Origin of the sequence: Actinokineospora sp., from assembly GCF_052390155.1 — a bacterium.
GTDB lineage: Bacteria > Actinomycetota > Actinomycetes > Mycobacteriales > Pseudonocardiaceae > Actinokineospora.
This window is the reverse complement of the sequence record NZ_JBQTHF010000034.1, coordinates 21,909-36,652: the sequence shown is the minus strand read 5'-3', so window position 1 is coordinate 36,652 and position 14,744 is coordinate 21,909. Positions and strand designations below refer to the sequence as shown.

At 70.0% G+C, this 14,744-nt stretch carries 16 protein-coding genes; 9 read left to right on the top strand and 7 right to left on the bottom strand.

Annotation, left to right across the window (positions count from 1 at the left end):
• Positions 1-28: 28 nt before the first annotated feature.
• Together ACT4N7_RS14030 and ACT4N7_RS14025 are read right to left on the bottom strand one after the other, a co-directional pair.
• Positions 29-1,606: a M28 family metallopeptidase gene (locus ACT4N7_RS14030; RefSeq protein WP_444829139.1), complete on the bottom strand. Its 1,578-nt coding sequence runs from the start codon at positions 1,604-1,606 to the stop codon at positions 29-31.
• Positions 1,607-1,826: 220 nt separating this feature from the next.
• Positions 1,827-3,389 (bottom strand): M28 family metallopeptidase, encoded by a 1,563-nt coding sequence (locus tag ACT4N7_RS14025; RefSeq protein ID WP_444829138.1) that lies wholly within the window; start codon positions 3,387-3,389, stop codon positions 1,827-1,829.
• A 134-nt stretch (positions 3,390-3,523) separates the two neighbouring features.
• Here ACT4N7_RS14025 and ACT4N7_RS14020 point away from each other — a divergent pair, with 134 nt between their 5' ends.
• Positions 3,524-4,486, top strand: coding sequence for an NAD(P)H-quinone oxidoreductase (locus ACT4N7_RS14020; protein ID WP_444829137.1), 963 nt, complete (start codon positions 3,524-3,526; stop codon positions 4,484-4,486).
• Here the strand turns inward: ACT4N7_RS14020 and ACT4N7_RS14015 are convergent.
• Entirely contained in the window at positions 4,476-5,678 is a 1,203-nt protein-coding gene (locus tag ACT4N7_RS14015; protein WP_444829136.1) for a cysteine desulfurase-like protein, read from the bottom strand. The two genes, ACT4N7_RS14020 and ACT4N7_RS14015, sit on opposite strands and share 11 nt — an antisense overlap.
• Before the next feature lie 137 nt (positions 5,679-5,815).
• On the opposite strand from ACT4N7_RS14015, the gene ACT4N7_RS14010 reads away from it, so the two are divergent.
• The 7 genes from ACT4N7_RS14010 (at position 5,816) to ACT4N7_RS13980 (ending at position 10,727) form a co-directional block, all read left to right on the top strand.
• The gene (locus tag ACT4N7_RS14010) at positions 5,816-6,379 is read left to right on the top strand and encodes a bacterial proteasome activator family protein (RefSeq protein WP_444829135.1); all 564 of its coding nucleotides are present in this window, start codon (positions 5,816-5,818) and stop codon (positions 6,377-6,379) included.
• Between the two features lie 67 nt (positions 6,380-6,446).
• On the top strand, positions 6,447-7,277 hold the full coding sequence (locus tag ACT4N7_RS14005; protein ID WP_444829134.1) for a class I SAM-dependent methyltransferase: 831 nt from the start codon (positions 6,447-6,449) through the stop codon (positions 7,275-7,277).
• Positions 7,278-7,349: 72 nt separating this feature from the next.
• Complete coding sequence (wzm, locus tag ACT4N7_RS14000; RefSeq protein ID WP_444829179.1) at positions 7,350-8,240, top strand: galactan export ABC transporter permease subunit Wzm/RfbD; 891 nt, start codon at positions 7,350-7,352, stop codon at positions 8,238-8,240.
• A 15-nt stretch (positions 8,241-8,255) separates the two neighbouring features.
• Complete coding sequence (gene wzt / locus ACT4N7_RS13995) at positions 8,256-9,047, top strand: galactan export ABC transporter ATP-binding subunit Wzt/RfbE (RefSeq protein ID WP_444829178.1); 792 nt, start codon at positions 8,256-8,258, stop codon at positions 9,045-9,047.
• The gene (gene glfT1 / locus ACT4N7_RS13990; RefSeq protein ID WP_444829133.1) at positions 9,044-9,946 is read left to right on the top strand and encodes a galactofuranosyltransferase GlfT1; all 903 of its coding nucleotides are present in this window, start codon (positions 9,044-9,046) and stop codon (positions 9,944-9,946) included. The genes wzt and glfT1 overlap by 4 nt, the downstream gene beginning before the upstream one ends.
• A 42-nt stretch (positions 9,947-9,988) precedes the next feature.
• Positions 9,989-10,375 carry a hypothetical protein gene (locus ACT4N7_RS13985; RefSeq protein ID WP_444829132.1) on the top strand — a complete coding sequence of 129 codons (387 nt, stop codon included), beginning with the start codon at positions 9,989-9,991 and terminating at the stop codon, positions 10,373-10,375.
• An 85-nt stretch (positions 10,376-10,460) separates the two neighbouring features.
• Positions 10,461-10,727, top strand: coding sequence for a hypothetical protein (locus ACT4N7_RS13980; protein ID WP_444829131.1), 267 nt, complete (start codon positions 10,461-10,463; stop codon positions 10,725-10,727).
• Between the two features lie 10 nt (positions 10,728-10,737).
• Here the strand turns inward: ACT4N7_RS13980 and ACT4N7_RS13975 are convergent, their stop codons facing one another.
• Positions 10,738-11,154 (bottom strand): GtrA family protein, encoded by a 417-nt coding sequence (locus ACT4N7_RS13975; protein WP_444829130.1) that lies wholly within the window; start codon positions 11,152-11,154, stop codon positions 10,738-10,740.
• A 115-nt stretch (positions 11,155-11,269) separates the two neighbouring features.
• Here ACT4N7_RS13975 and ACT4N7_RS13970 point away from each other — a divergent pair, with 115 nt between their 5' ends.
• Positions 11,270-12,025, top strand: coding sequence for a decaprenylphospho-beta-D-erythro-pentofuranosid-2-ulose 2-reductase (locus ACT4N7_RS13970; RefSeq protein WP_444829129.1), 756 nt, complete (start codon positions 11,270-11,272; stop codon positions 12,023-12,025).
• Here the strand turns inward: ACT4N7_RS13970 and ACT4N7_RS13965 are convergent.
• The 3 genes from ACT4N7_RS13965 to glf form a co-directional block, all read right to left on the bottom strand.
• Complete coding sequence (locus ACT4N7_RS13965; RefSeq protein ID WP_444829128.1) at positions 12,022-12,927, bottom strand: decaprenyl-phosphate phosphoribosyltransferase; 906 nt, start codon at positions 12,925-12,927, stop codon at positions 12,022-12,024. The genes ACT4N7_RS13970 and ACT4N7_RS13965 overlap by 4 nt on opposite strands.
• A complete protein-coding gene (locus ACT4N7_RS13960) occupies positions 12,924-13,421 on the bottom strand; it encodes a phosphatase PAP2 family protein (RefSeq protein ID WP_444829177.1) in 498 nt (165 codons plus the stop codon). The genes ACT4N7_RS13965 and ACT4N7_RS13960 overlap by 4 nt, the downstream gene beginning before the upstream one ends.
• A gap of 86 nt (positions 13,422-13,507) precedes the next feature.
• Complete coding sequence (gene glf, locus ACT4N7_RS13955) at positions 13,508-14,719, bottom strand: UDP-galactopyranose mutase (protein ID WP_444829127.1); 1,212 nt, start codon at positions 14,717-14,719, stop codon at positions 13,508-13,510.
• Positions 14,720-14,744: the final 25 nt, after the last annotated feature.

The following is a 14,744-nucleotide window of genomic DNA, read 5'->3' as shown; positions in this document are numbered from 1 at the left end:
CCACGGGGGTTCTGCTCACTCGGTGGGCTTACTCGGCCACGTCGTGGGTGTGCTGGTGGCCACCGTCGTGGTTGCCGGAATTGATGATGACCATACGGGCCGCGGCCTTGCTGGCCTTGACCGTCGTGGCCGTGGCCTCCGACTTGGCGTTCGCCGTCGGCGGGATGCCGTTGATGTCCTCGGTGCTGATCGCGTAGGACGCGGTCACCCAGGCCATGGCGTCGGAGTTGCGGTCGAGTGCCGTGCGGTCCAGGTTGCCCAGATTGTCGCACTTCTGGTGGTAGCACTTGTCGTAGGCGACGTTCGCCTGACCGCCCCACAGGTCCGCCTGGGCCTGGGTCTTGATGCCCTCGGCGCCGGTGAACAGACCACCGGCCGGGATGCCCTGCGCGATGAACTCGCCGTAGTCCGAACGGCCCGAGAAGTCGGTGCCCTGGGTCGGGGTGCCAGTGGCGCCGAAGAAGCCCACGAACGCGGCCTCGATCTGCGCCGAGCCGTACGGGCCTTCGCCCGCGCCGACAGCGTCGGAGTCGTCGCCGTCGTAGACGAAGTACGCCGCGTTCGGCGACGCGATCATGTCGAAGTTCAGGTACAGGGCGATGTCGAGCTGCTGCTCGAAGGTCAGCGACTCGACGTACCGCGTGGACCCGACCAGACCCAGCTCCTCGGCGCTCCACCAGGCGAAGCGCACCGCGTTGTTGACCCGCGGCGAGCCGCCGAGCTGCAGTGCGGTCTCCAGCAGACCCGCGCTGCCCGAGCCGTTGTCGTTGATGCCCGGGCCCTGCACCACGCTGTCGAGGTGCGCGCCCGCCATGACGACGTTGTTCTTGCGGCCGGTCTTGGTCTGCGCGATCACGTTGTAGCTGGTGCGCTCCTCACGCAGCGCGCGCAGCTCCAGGGTGACCGTTCCGCCGGACGCGGCCAGCGCGGTGCCGTCAGCCTGGGTGATGCCGCCGGTGGGCAGCTTCGCCGCGGCCGGGTCGCCCAGGGTGCCGTTCAGCGGACCCGCGGTGTTGTTGTAGATGATCGCGCCGACAGCGCCCGCGTCGAACGCGGCCTGCTGCTTCGCGGCGAAGGTGCAGCCGCCACGCGAGATCAGGGCGATCTTGCCGGTGGCGCTGACGTAGTCGGTGACCTCACAGCCGGGGGTCGCGTCGCCTGCCAGGGGGACGACAGCCAGCGGGGCGGTGATGCCTCCGGTCGGGGTGGACAAGCTGTAGGTCATGATCGTGATCGGCACCGCAGTACCGCCGGAGGTCAGCTTCTCGGCCAGCGTCTGCACGAAGGTGAACGGGAACTCGTGTCGGGACACGTCGAACCCGGCGCCGACGAGCTTCGACTCGATGTACTCGGCCGACTGGGCGTGGCCCGGGGTGCCCGCCGCGCGAATGCCCGCGTTGCGGTCCGCGAACCGCTGCAGGGCGATGAGGTGCCGGTTGACGTTCGCCCCGGTCACCTTCTTGACGAGGTTGCGGGCGAGGGCAGGGCCGTCCGGCAGCTCGGCGGACGCGTTCGGCGCCGCCGATGACGGGATCGTGGTGAACGCCAGTGCGCCGGCGGCCACGAGGATGGCGGCTCCGACGCGCAGCGTCTGACTTGTGGGCATGCAGGTCCCCTTGCTCATGGGTTTAGGTGCCACCGGTGATCGCCCCGACGCGATCCGTGCTCCGGCGAGTGCCACCCTCACCTGATCGGAGCTGCTGGTCAATAGCTGTTCATTCCCAACTGCGCATAGTTTTACTTGGCCATCGGGAAACAGTGCCGGAAAAGCCCCGTGCCGCCAGGCGACACGGGGCTTTTCGGGCTAACCGAGCGGAGATAACAATTTAGGCGACCGCGGCGTGCGAGTGCGCGTGACCGCCGTCCGAGGTCTTGATGACGACCATCCGCGCCGCCACCTTGGCCGCGGTCGCGGCCGCGGCGTTGGCCTTCGGCGGGACGCCGTTGATGTCCTCGGTGCTGATCGCGTAGGACGCGGTCACCCAGGCGATCGCGTCGGCGTTGCGGTCGAGCGCGACCCGGTCGACGTTGCCCAGGTTGTCGCACTTGGCGTGGTAGCACTTGTCGTATGCGACGCCTGCCTGGCCGCCCCACTTGTCGGCCTGCTCCTGGGTCTTGATGCCCTCGGCGCCGGTGAACAGACCACCCGCGGGGATGCCCTGGGCGATGAACTCGCCGTAGTCCGACCGGCCCGAGAAGTCGGTGCCCTCGGTCGGGGTGCCGGTGGCGCCCAGGAACCCGGCGAACGCGGCCTCGATCTGGGCCGAGCCGTACGGGCCCTCGCCAGCGCCCTCGGCGTCGGAGTCGTCGCCGTCGTAGACGAAGTACGCCGCGTTGGGCGAGGCCACCATGTCGAAGTTCAGGTACAGGGCGATGTCGAGCTGCTGCTCGAAGGTCAGCGACTGCACGTACTTCGTGGAGCCGACCAGGCCGAGCTCCTCGGCGCCCCACCAGGCGAACCGGACGGCGTTGTTGACCTTGGGCGAGCCGCCGAGCTGCAGCGCGGTCTCCAGCAGCGCGGAGCTGCCCGAGCCGTTGTCGTTGATGCCGGCGCCCTCTTCGACGCTGTCGAGGTGCGCGCCCGCCATGACCACGTTGCTCTTGCGGCCGGTCTTGGTCTGCGCGATGACGTTGCGCGACGGGCGCTCCTCGACGTGGAAGCGCATGTCGACGGTGGTCGACACACCGTCCTTGGTGAACAGCGTGTCGCCGTCGGCCTTGCTGACGCCGCCCGTGGGCAGCGTGGCGCCCTCGCCGACGGTGACGTTGGTGAGCGGGCCGTCGACGTTGTTGGCGACCAGCACGGCGATCGCGCCCGCGGCGGCGGCGTTCTGCTGCTTCTGGGCGAAGGTGCAGGCACCGCGGCGGATCAGCGCGATTCCGCCGGTCATCGGCAGGCCCGCGAAGTCGGCGGCCTCGCAACCCGGGGTGGCGTCCTGCGGAACGGCCACCAGCGGGCCGGTGACACCGCCCGCCGGGGTCTGCGGCGACTCGGCCATCGGGAATGCGTCGACCCGGGTGCCGCCCGCGTCGGCGAACGCCGCGTCGGTGATCTGCACCGGGTAGGTGAACTCGGGCGTGGTCACGTCGTAGCCCGCGGCCCGCAGCTTGCCCGCGACATACTCGACGCTGGCGTCGTATCCCGGGGTGCCCGCCGCGCGCGTGCCACCGTTGCGGTCGGCCAGGCGCTGCAGGGCGATCAGGTGCCGGTTGATCCCACTGACCGTGACCTTCTTGGTGAGATTGCGGGCCAGCGCGGGTCCGTCGGGGAGCTGGACCTGCGCGGACGCGGGGACCGCGGTGAGCACGAGACCGGTACAGGCGGCGAGCAGCAGTGCCCCGGCCCGAACCGGTGTCCTTGGGGACGGCATCGGTGAACTTCCCTTCATGGCGGTGATCGTGCCGGATCACGGCGACCCCGACGACTCGGATTCCGGCGAACGTGACTCTTACTCCCAAAACCTCGCCGGTCAAGTGTTCACCTGGGACTGTGATCGGACGGAAAGCCGGATACGGTCGCGGCATGCACGCGATCACAATCAGCGAGCCCGGCGGCCCGGAGGTCCTGCGGTGGTCGGCCGCACCCGACCCCGAGCCGGGTCCCGGCGAGGTCCTGCTGCGGGTCGCGGCCACCGCGGTGAACCGGGCAGACCTGTTGCAGCGCAAGGGTTTCTACCCACCACCGGCGGGCAGCAGCCCGATCGTCGGACTGGAATGCTCCGGCACCGTCGCGGCCCTCGGCGAGGGTGTCTCGGACTGGCACGTCGGTGACCCGGCGTGCGCACTGCTCGCGGGCGGCGGCTACGCGGAATTGGTGGCCGTCCCGGCGGTTCAGCTCATGCCGATTCCGTCCGGTGTGGACTTGGTGACCGCGGCCGGGCTGCCCGAGGTGGCCTGCACCGTGTGGTCGAACGTGGTCCACACCGCCCGACTCGGCGCGGGCGAGACCCTGCTGGTCCACGGCGGCGCGGGCGGAATCGGCACGCACGCCATTCAGGTCGGAAAAGCGCTCGGCGCGACCGTGGCCGTCACCGCGGGTTCCGCCGAACGGCTCACCCGCTGCCGCGAATTGGGCGCCGACGTCACGCTGAATTACCGCGAGCGGGAATTCGAGAACGAGATCTCCGCCGATGTGATCCTCGACAACATGGGCGGGAAATACCTGCCGCGGAACGTGGCCGCACTCAACCGCGGCGGCAGGCTGGTGGTGATCGGAATGCAGGGCGGGGCGACCGGTGAGCTGAACCTCGGGGCACTGCTGGCCAAGAACGCGAGCGTCACCGCGACCGGTCTGCGTTACCGCCCGGTGGCCGAGAAGGGCGCGATCACGGCGGCGGTGGTCGAGCACGTGTGGCCGATGATCGCCGCGGGCACGGTGCGGCCGGTGGTGCACGAGGTGCTGCCGATCCAGCGCGCCGCCGACGCCCACCGGATGCTCGAAGCGGGCGGCGTGTTCGGCAAGCTGGTGCTGGCGGTCAGTTCCTGAGCGAGGTGATGGCCTCGACGAGCTGGTCGATCTCGACGGCGTGGGTGTAGTGCGCGAGGCCGACGCGGACCGCGCCGCCCACCTCGTTGACCCCCAGGGTGGCGAAGACGCCGCTCGGGGTGTCGTCGGCGAAGGCGCAGATACCGCGCTCGGCGAGGTGCACGACCGCGTCGTGTGCCTTGACGTCGGCGACGGTGAAGGCGAGCGCGGGAATGCGGCGCATGGCGTCGCCGATGACCATGACGTGCAACTGGCCGCGCAGGTCGCCGATCAGCCGGGACAGCAGCCCGGCCTGGTAGGACTTGGCCGAGCTGAGCGAGGTCTGCAGCCGCTCGCGCCGGGTGCCGGTGGCCGCGTCGTCCAACTCGGCGAGGTAGTCGACGGAGGCGACCAGGCCCGCGAGCAGCGGGTAGGCGTGCTGGCCGAGTTCGAGCCGCTCGGGGCCGTGCGCGCGGGGGTTGAGCGAGGTGGCGGGCAGCCGGTCGAGCACGGCCGGGTCGGCGAAGGCCAGCGCCGCCACCGCGGGCCCGCCCCACGCGCTCGCGGACACGGCCACCACGTCCGCGCCGATGGCGTGGATGTCGAGCGGCACGAACGGCGCCGAGGACGACGCGTCGACCACCGTGCACGCGCCCGCGGCCTTGGCCAGGTCGGCGATCTTGTTCAGGTCGGGCCGGGTGCCGACCGCGCCGGAGGCCGCGGTGACCGCGACGACCTTCGTCCGGTGCGAGATCAGGTTCTCGTACTGCCAGGCGGGCAGCTCGCAGGTCTCGATGTCGATCTCGGCCCAGCGCACCGTCGCCCCCGCGCGCTGCGCCACCCGCAGCCACGGCGCGGTGTTGGCGGAGTGGTCGAGCCGGGATAAGGCGACCTCGTCGCCGATCAGCCAGCCGTCGCCGAGGGCCTCGGCGAGCCGGGCGAGCAGCACGGCGGTGTTCGGGCCGAGCACCACGCCCGCCGGGTCGCCGCCGACCAGATCGGCCACCGCGCGGCGGGCCGCGTCGACGATCGCCTCGGCGCGCTGCGAGGCCGGAAAGATACCGCCGGGCCCCGACACGGGCGCGCGCAGCGCGGTCGACACTGCCGTCGCGACCTGCTCGGGCACCTGCATCCCCGCGGGCGAATCGAGGTGTACCCAGCCGTCCCCCAGCGCGGGAAAGAGCCCGCGGATTCGAGCGACGTCGAAGGCCATGCGGCACACCGTACGCACGTCCGGCGGCCGTCGGTCCGTGGGGCGGCGAGGCGACTACCCTCGCACAGGTGACTTCGGCGGAGTCCCCTTGGGGGACACCCTTCGATCGGATCCAGACCTGGCCCAGGACGGAACAGATGAGCCAACCCATGCACGGTCCCGACCGCACCGACGAGGCCGCCGAGCAGGCCAACCACGTGATGATCGTGGGGCCGGACGGCTCTCCGCTCGGTGCGGCGCGCATCCCCGGCGCGGGCGACGGCCCAGCCGAGTCGGTCAGCGACATGGTCGAGCAGCCCGCGAAGGTCATGCGGATCGGCACCATGATCAAGCAGTTGCTGGAGGAGGTGCGCGCGGCACCGCTGGACGAGGCCAGCCGCAACCGGCTCCGCGAGATCCACAAGCGCTCCATCGCCGAACTGGAGGACGGGCTGGCCCCGGAGTTGCGCGAGGAGCTGGAGCGACTGTCGCTGCCGTTCACCGAGGAGACCACGCCGTCCGACGCGGAGCTGCGCATCGCGCAGGCCCAACTCGTCGGCTGGCTGGAAGGCCTGTTCCACGGCATCCAGACCGCGCTGTTCGCCCAGCAGATGGCCGCCAGGGTCCAGCTTGAGCAGATGCGCCGCGGGCTGCCGCCGGGCGTCGGTCAGCCCGAGGGCCCCGAGGGCCCGCACATCCGCGGGACCGGCCAGTACCTGTGACGCTCGTTACGCCCGCGCACGGTCGTGCCCGTATCCTGCGCTGACCTGATCGCGAGAGGAGCTGGGCATGCTCGACAAGGTGCGCGGAGCGCTGCGGACCGACCGACTCAAGCGATCGGTGCGCGACAAGCTCATGCGCGCGGTCGACGAGGTGGTCGCCCGACACCGTGGCGAACAGTCCCGCGAACTCGACGCGATGCGCCACGAGCTGGCCGAGATCCGCAGGCAGTTGCACGACCAGTCGGACTACCTGCGGGAGGCCGAGGAGCGCGCGCACCGGGACATCGTGTTCGGCGCGGAGCGGGAGGCGGCGGCGGACGCGGGTGACTTCGCCGCGCGGTACATGTCCACGGCCAGGCACTTCCCGCACCCGCACCAGACCCTGGAATACGGCCTGTCGATCGCCCCGGAGGGCGGGCTGGCGCTGGAGTTCGGCGTCTTCACCGGCACCACGCTGAAGATCATCTCGGCGGCGCGCGGCGGCGAGGGCGTCTACGGGTTCGACTCGTTCGAGGGCCTGCCGGACGACTGGCGGCTCGGCTTCCCGGCGGGCACCTTCCAGGTCGACGGACTCCCCGACGTGCCCGGCGCCGAGCTGGTGGTCGGCTGGTTCGCCGACACCCTGCCCGACTTCCTGGCCGCCCACCCCGAGCCGGTCGACCTGCTGCACATCGACGGCGACCTCTACAGCTCGGCCAGGACCGTGCTGGAGCTGGTCGGGCCGCGGCTGCGGGTCGGCAGCATCGTGGTGTTCGACGAGTTCTTCAACTACCCCGGCTGGCGCGAGCACGAGTTCAAGGCGTGGCAGGAATACCTCGCCCAGGGCAGCACCAAGGCCCAGTACGAGGCGTACACGCACCTCAACGAACAGGTGGTTGTGCGCATCACCGACGTGTGAGCCCGTGCCCGACGGGCATAGTCGCCGCCGGTACTCTGGTACCCCGTGCAAGCAACCAGCGCGATCGAGGAGATGCCCGTGCCCGTGGTCCACGCGGGGCGCAGTCTGAGTCGTGCGGTCGCCGACCTCCGCACCGGCTTCGCGCAACGTGAGCTGTGGGGGCATCTCGGCTGGCAGGACATCAAGCAGCGCTACCGCCGCTCGGTGATCGGCCCCCTGTGGATCACGCTGAGCATGGCAGTCACGGCGGCCGGTCTCGGCCTGCTGTACTCGCAACTCTTCGACACGCCCATCGGCACGTTCCTGCCGTACCTCACGGTCGGGTTCATCGTCTGGAACTTCATGGTCGGCTGCCTCACCGAGGGCGCCGACACGTTCATCTCCAACGAGGGCCTGATCAAGCACCTGCCCGCGCCGCTGACGGTGTACGCGCTGCGCACGGTGTGGCGGCTGACCCTGATGTTCGCGCACAACCTGCTGGTCTACGCGGTCGTGCTGGTCATCTTCTTCAGCGACCTGAACACGGTCGGCTACACCCTCAGCGAGGGCGGCGTCCCGCAACCCGGACTGGGCTGGACCATCGTGCTGGCCATCCCGGCGTTCGCGCTGATCGCGTTCAACGGCATGTGGGTGGCGCTGCTGTTCGGCATCATCAGCACCCGCTACCGCGACATCCCCCAGGTCATCGGCGCGCTCACGCAATTGCTGTTCTTCATGACGCCGATCGTGTGGCCGGTGGACGTGCTGACCAAGAAATTCGGCGAGGACCTGGGCAACTGGCAGGTGCTGGTGGCCGAACTCAACCCCGTCTACCACTTCATCCAGATCCTGCGGGCGCCGCTGATCGGCAGCGAACAGAGCTGGCACCACTGGGCCGTCGTCGGCGGGTTCACCGTCGCGGGCTGGGGCCTGACGCTGCTCGCCATGCGCAACTACCGTGCGCGTGTTTCCTACTGGGTCTGAGTGAGGCATCCGAACATGGTCAACATCGAGGTGCGCAACGCCTCCGTCGACTTCCCCATCTTCGACGCCAAGACCCGCTCGCTGAAGAAGGCCGTGCTGGGCAAGGTCGGCGGCAAGATCGGCACCGACGCCCGGGTGCCGATCATCGAGGCGCTGCACGACATCACGCTCTCGCTCAACGAGGGCGACCGGGTCGCCCTGGTCGGGCACAACGGCGCGGGCAAGTCCACCCTGCTGCGCCTGCTGTCGGGCATCTACGAGCCCACCCGGGGCACCTCGGAGATCAACGGCAAGATCGCGCCGGTCTTCGACCTCGCGGTCGGCATGGACCCGGAGATCTCCGGCCTGGAGAACATCATGATCCGCGGCCTGTTCCTGGGCATGTCGCGCAAGCAGATGGAGCAGCGGGTCGAGGACATCTCCACCTTCACCGAACTGGGCGACTACCTGCACCTGCCGCTGCGCACCTACTCGACCGGCATGCGGGTGCGGCTGGCGCTGGGCGTGGTCACCTCGATCGACCCGGAGATCCTGCTGCTGGACGAGGGCATCGGCGCGGTCGACGCGGCGTTCATGGCCAAGGCCCGCGACCGGCTGGTCGACCTGGTGCGCCGCTCCGGCATGCTGGTGTTCGCCTCGCACTCCGACGAGCTGCTGTTCGAGCTGTGCAACACCGCGATCTGGATGGACGAGGGCCGCGTCAAGATGCACGGCACGCTGCGCGAGGTCCTGACGGCCTACAAGGGCCACGACCCGTTCGAGCACATGACCCAGGCCACCCTCGAAAGGCTCGGCGAGGTCCGATGAACACTGTGGCGCTACCGCCGGGTTCGGTCGTGGCCGTGGTGGTCACCAGGCACCGCCGGGCGCTGCTCGCCGACTCGCTGAAGATGATCGGGGCGCAGACCCGGGCGCCCGAGCATCTGATCGTGGTCGACAACGGTCCCGACGACCCGGCCCGCGACATTGTCGAGTCCTGCCCGCTGCCCTCGACCTACCTGGTCTCGCACCGCAACCTCGGCGGCGCGGGCGGCTTCGCGCTCGGCATGCTGCACGCCCTGGCCCTCGGCGCCGACTGGGTCTGGCTGGCCGACGACGACGGGCGTCCGGCCGACGAGACCGTGCTCGCCACCCTGCTCGACGTCGCCGACAAGCGCGGCCTGGCCGAGGTGTCGCCGGTCGTGACGAACATCGACGCCCCGGAGAAGCTCGCGTTCCCGCTGCGCCGCGGCCTCACCTGGAAGCGCAGCGCCGACGAACTGGGCACGGATTTCCTGCCCGGCATCGCGTCGCTGTTCAACGGCGCCCTGTTCCGCGCGGCCACCCTCGACGTCGTCGGCGTGCCGGACTACCGGCTGTTCTTCCGCGGCGACGAGGTGGAGATCCACCGCCGCCTGGTGCGCTCGGGCCTGCCGTTCGGCACCTGCCTGCGCGCGGCCTACCTGCACCCGGACGGCTCGGACGAGTTCAAGCCGATGCTCGGCGGCAGGCTGCACGCGCAGGACCCGGAGAACGAGGTCAAGCGCTACTACACCTACCGCAACCGCGGATACCTGATGTCGCAGCCCGGCATGCGCAAGATCGGCCTGCTGGAGCTGGTCCGGTTCGGGCTGTACTTCCTGGGCACCAAGCGCGACCCGAAGGCGTTCCTGGAGTGGCTCAAGCTGGTTCGCAAGGGCAGGCAGGAACGCTTCTTCCGACACTGATCGCTCATGGTCGTCGGGCGGCCTCCGGCGTACGCTCGACATATGGACCACTGGCTGTCCATCGAAGTCCTCGACGGCGAGTTCCCGGCGAGCGCTTGGCGGCGCGCGCACGGCGACCACCTCACCGAAGCGGCGATAACCAACGGGGCGCTGCGGTGGCAGTGGCACGAGCACCGCTGGGGAGTCGTCATCGAGCTGGAATTCACCGACGACGAAGCACGTGACCGCTTCTGCGGGCTGCCCGCGGTGACCGCGGTCCTCGATGCGGTGCCCGACTCCCTGAGCGGCCTGCTGGTGTACCCGGGTCGTGGCGGTGGTTCCGGCGCGCGGGTGCCCCGTCGACCCCGTCCGCTGCCGGTGTCCTGCGCGGGCGAGCGACCGGCGCCAGACGAGCCGCAGTTCGTCCGGCTGACCACGCTCGGGGTCTGATCGAGCTCCCGTGTCCACCCTCAGCGGATCTGCTGTCGGCGAACTTCGCTTGCGGGACAAGGGTTCGCAATGGTCCAGTCAGGACATGAGCGATTCGAGGCACGCCCTGATCCTGCACCTGGCGAGCGGGGGTGAGCCGCTGGTGTTCGCGCTGTCCGCCAAGAGCGCCAAGAGCCTGGCGCCGCGGCTGCCCGTGCTGCTGACCTCCGGCGGGGTCGACACCCCGGAACTGGAGGACGGCACCACCGTCGCGGTGAACTTCGGCCACGTCGTCACCGCGCACCTGGACGACCTGCCCGCACATGTCCGCGTCTACGGCAGCCCCAACAAGCGCACCGGCTTCGGCACGTAACACCCGGGGATCAGTGCCGGAACACCACGGTGCGCAGCATCACGAAGTTGATGACCGTGCCGAGCCCCTGCGCGACCACCCACGCCACGGCGTACTCCCAGCGGATCTCCGGCAGCAGGTGCAGCATCAGCGCGTTGGTGCCGACGTTGACGAAGAACGTCACCGTGTAGAGCAGCGCGAAGCCGCCTGCCTGCGCGGCGCCGCGATCCCGGGCGCCGACGAAGGTGAAGCGCTTGTTGAGGAAGTACGCCGTTGTCGTGCCCGCGATGAAGCTCAGCGCCTTGGCCAGGTGCACCCACAGGTCTGCTTGCAGCAGCAGCCAATAGGTGCCCGAGTCGACCAGCGCGCAGAATCCGCCGACCATCACGAACCGCAGAAGCTGGTGGACCAGCCCGGTGCGCTGGGTGTCGTTCCCGACCTCGGCCACGTGCGATGTCCCGTCCCCTGTTGACCCCGACGGCCGGGACAAGTCTAGGAGCGCGGCGGGCCGACGCTACCCTGGGTCCGGCGTTCACCTCGGACCAATCGCGAAGGCTCGGACTTTGATCAACGCAGTCGGCACCCCGCAGTCCCTGCTCCTGCTCGGCGGAACCTCCGAGATCGGCCTCGCCATCGCGGCGAGGTACGCGCGGCAGGGGTCGCTCACGGTGACCCTCGCCGCCCGCCCGTCGACCCGGCTCGACGCGGCGGCGGAGGGCCTGCGCGCGCTGGGCGCGACCGTGCGCACGATTCCCTTCGAGGCCAAGGACATCGAGTCCCACCCGAAGGTGGTCGCGGACGCGTTCGCCGAGGGTGACGTGGACGTCACGATCGTCGCGTTCGGACTCCTGGGTGACGCCGAGCAGCTCTGGCAGGATCACGCGGCCGGGGTGGAACTGGCCAAGGTTAACTACCTCGCTCCCGTGTCACTGGGCATTGCGTTGGCCGAGCGGCTGCGTAAGCAGGGCCACGGGGCGCTGGTCGCACTGTCCTCTGTGGCCGGTGAGCGGGTGCGCCGGTCGAACTTCGTCTACGGCTCCACCAAGGCGGGCTTCGACGGGTTCTACCTCGGCCTCGGCGAGGCGCTGCGGCCCGAGGGCGTCCACGTCACCGTGGTGCGGCCCGGTTTCGTGCACACCAAGATGACCGCGGGGCTCAAGCCCGCGCCGCTGGCCACCACCCCGGACAAGGTCGCCGAGATCGTGGTCGACGCCGTGCGCGGCCGCAAGGACCTGGTGTGGGCGCCAGCGCCATGGCGAGCCGTCATGTCGGTGCTACGGCACGTGCCGCGCCCACTGTTCCGCAAGCTGCCGATCTAGAGGTACACCGACAGCGCCAGGCACGCGAGCCAGGCGGCGCCGAGGATCTGCAGGACGCGGTCCTTGAGGGCGATGTCCTCCGGCTCACCCGCCCCGCCCTCGTCCACGTCGACCGCGTAGCGCAGGACGGCGATGACGAACGGCACGATCGAGATGACCGCCCACACCGAGTTGTTCGGGCTGACCTCGCGGATCTCGAACGCCCACAGCGAGTACGTGGTGATCATGATCGCGGCCGAGGTTGCCCACACGAACCGCAGGTAGGTCGAGGAGTACTTCGCCAGCGACGCGCGGATCTTGGCCCCGGTCCGCTCGTACAGGATGATCTCGGCGTACCGCTTGCCGGACACCATGAACAGCGAGCCGAACGCCGTGACCAGCAGGAACCACTGCGACAGCGGGATTCCCGCCGCGACGCCGCCCGCGATGGAGCGCAGCAGGAACCCGGACGCGACGATGCACAGGTCGATGACCGGCTGGTGCTTGAGGCCGAAGCAGTAGCCCATCTGCACCGCCGCGTACACCGCGAGCACGATGACCAGCGGCCACCCGGACAGCAGGCCGATCGCGAGTGCGGCCACGAACAGCGCGCCAGCGACGGCGTAGGCCAGCGGCACCGGCACGATCCCGGCCGCGATGGGTCGGTTGCGCTTGGTCGGGTGCTCGCGGTCGGCCGCCACGTCCACCGCGTCGTTGACCAGGTACACCGCCGAGGAGACCAGGCAGAACGCGACGAACGCGATCGCGGCGTCGATCAGCACGGTGCGCTCGAAGATCCGGTTCGCGGCGAACGGGGCGGCGACGACCAGGACGTTCTTGACCCACTGCCGCGGCCGCGCTGTGCGGACCAGGCCGCCGAGCAGGTTCGGCCTGCCCGCGACCGTCGTCGCCTCGGCGCTCACCGGCGGCCCAGTCCGCGCCGCACCAGCGCGCCGACCGCGGCGCCCAGGACGGAGCCCGCGAGCACGTCGCTCGGGTAGTGCACGCCGAGCACCAGCCGCGAGACCAGCATCGGCGGGACCAGCACGGGCACGAGCCTGCGCCCGGTGAGCGCGGAGAACAGCACCGCCGCGGCGGTGGTGGACGTGGCGTGCGCCGACGGGAAGCTGAGCTTGCTCGGCGTGCCGACGAGCACCCGCACCCCTGGATCGTCCGGCCGCGGCCGGCGCACGACCCGCTTCACCGCGATCGACGCGGCGTGCGCGGCGACCACACCCGCCGAGGCGGCCAGCCAGTCGCGGCGCCTGCGCCGGTCGAGCGCGGCGCCGATCAGGCCGAGCGCGAGCCAGCCCGCGCTGTGCTCACCGAACAGGGACAGCCCGCGGGCCGCCGTCACCACCGCGGGTGTGCCGATGGCGCCCTGCACCCGGCTCAACGCGGCGGTCTCCCGCCCCAGGACGGATGGGCTGCGGTCCACGTGCCTACCTCCAGGTCGCCGATAGTCCCCCCGATGCACAATCTCCATCGGGGGGTCCGGCGTTTCTAGACGTCGATGGAACCGTCGAGGGCGGCGCCGTCGCGCAGGTGCGGGGCGATCTTGTTGTCGAAGACCGACAGGGCCGAACCGATCGCCATGTGCATGTCGAGGTACTGGTAGGTGCCCAGCCGACCGCCGAAGATGATGTTGCTCTGCGCGGCTTCCGCCTTGGCCAGCTCCCGGTAGTGCGCGAGCTTGGCGCGGTCCTCGGGGGTGTTGATCGGGTAGTACGGCTCGTCGCCGGACTCCGCGGACCGCGAGTACTCGCGCACGATGACCGTCTTGTCGGTCGGGTAGTGGGTGCGCTCGGGGTGGAAGTGGCGGAACTCGTGGATCCGGGTGAAGGGCACGTCCTCGTCGTTGTAGTTCATCACCGAGGTGCCCTGGAAGTCGCCGGTCGCCACGACCTCGGTCTCGAAGTCGAGCGTGCGCCAGCCCAGTTCGCCCGCGGCGTAGTCGAAGTACCGGTCGATCGGTCCGGTGTAGACGGTCGGGGTGCCTGCCGGGACGCGCTCGCGCACGTCGAAGTAGTCGGTGTCGAGCAGCACGTCGATGTTCGGGTGCGCGGCCATCTTCTCCAGCCACGCGGTGTAGCCCTCGACGGGCAGCCCCTCGTAGGTGTCGTTGAAGTACCGGTTGTTGAAGTTGTAGCGGACCGGCAGGCGGGTGATGATCGCCGCGCCCAACTCCTTGGGGTCGGTCTGCCACTGCTTGGCGGTGTAGCCGCGGACGAACGCCTCGTAGAGCGGGCGCCCGATCAGCGAGATCGCCTTCTCCTCCAGGTTCTGCGCGGCGTCGGTGTCGATCTCCGCGGCCTGCTCGGCGATCAGCGCCTTGGCCTCGTCCGGGGTGAAGGAGCGGCCGAAGAAGTTGTTGATCAGCGCGAGGTTCATCGGGAACGCGTAGACCTGGCCCTGGTAGCGGGCGAACACGCGGTGCTGGTAGCCGGTGAACTCGGTGAACTGGTTGACGTAGTCCCACACCCGCTTGTTCGAGGTGTGGAACAGGTGCGCGCCGTACTTGTGCACCTCGATGCCGGTCTCCGGCTCGGCCTCCGAGTAGGCGTTGCCGCCGATGTGCGACCGGCGGTCCAGCACGAGTACGCGCTTGCCGAGTTGGGTCGCGATGCGCTCGGCGATGGTCAGGCCGAAGAAACCGGACCCGACGATGACCAAGTCGTAGGCTGCGAAGTTCTCAAGGGAGTTGGCGGCGCTCACGGGGGCCCAGGTTACCCGCGTGACG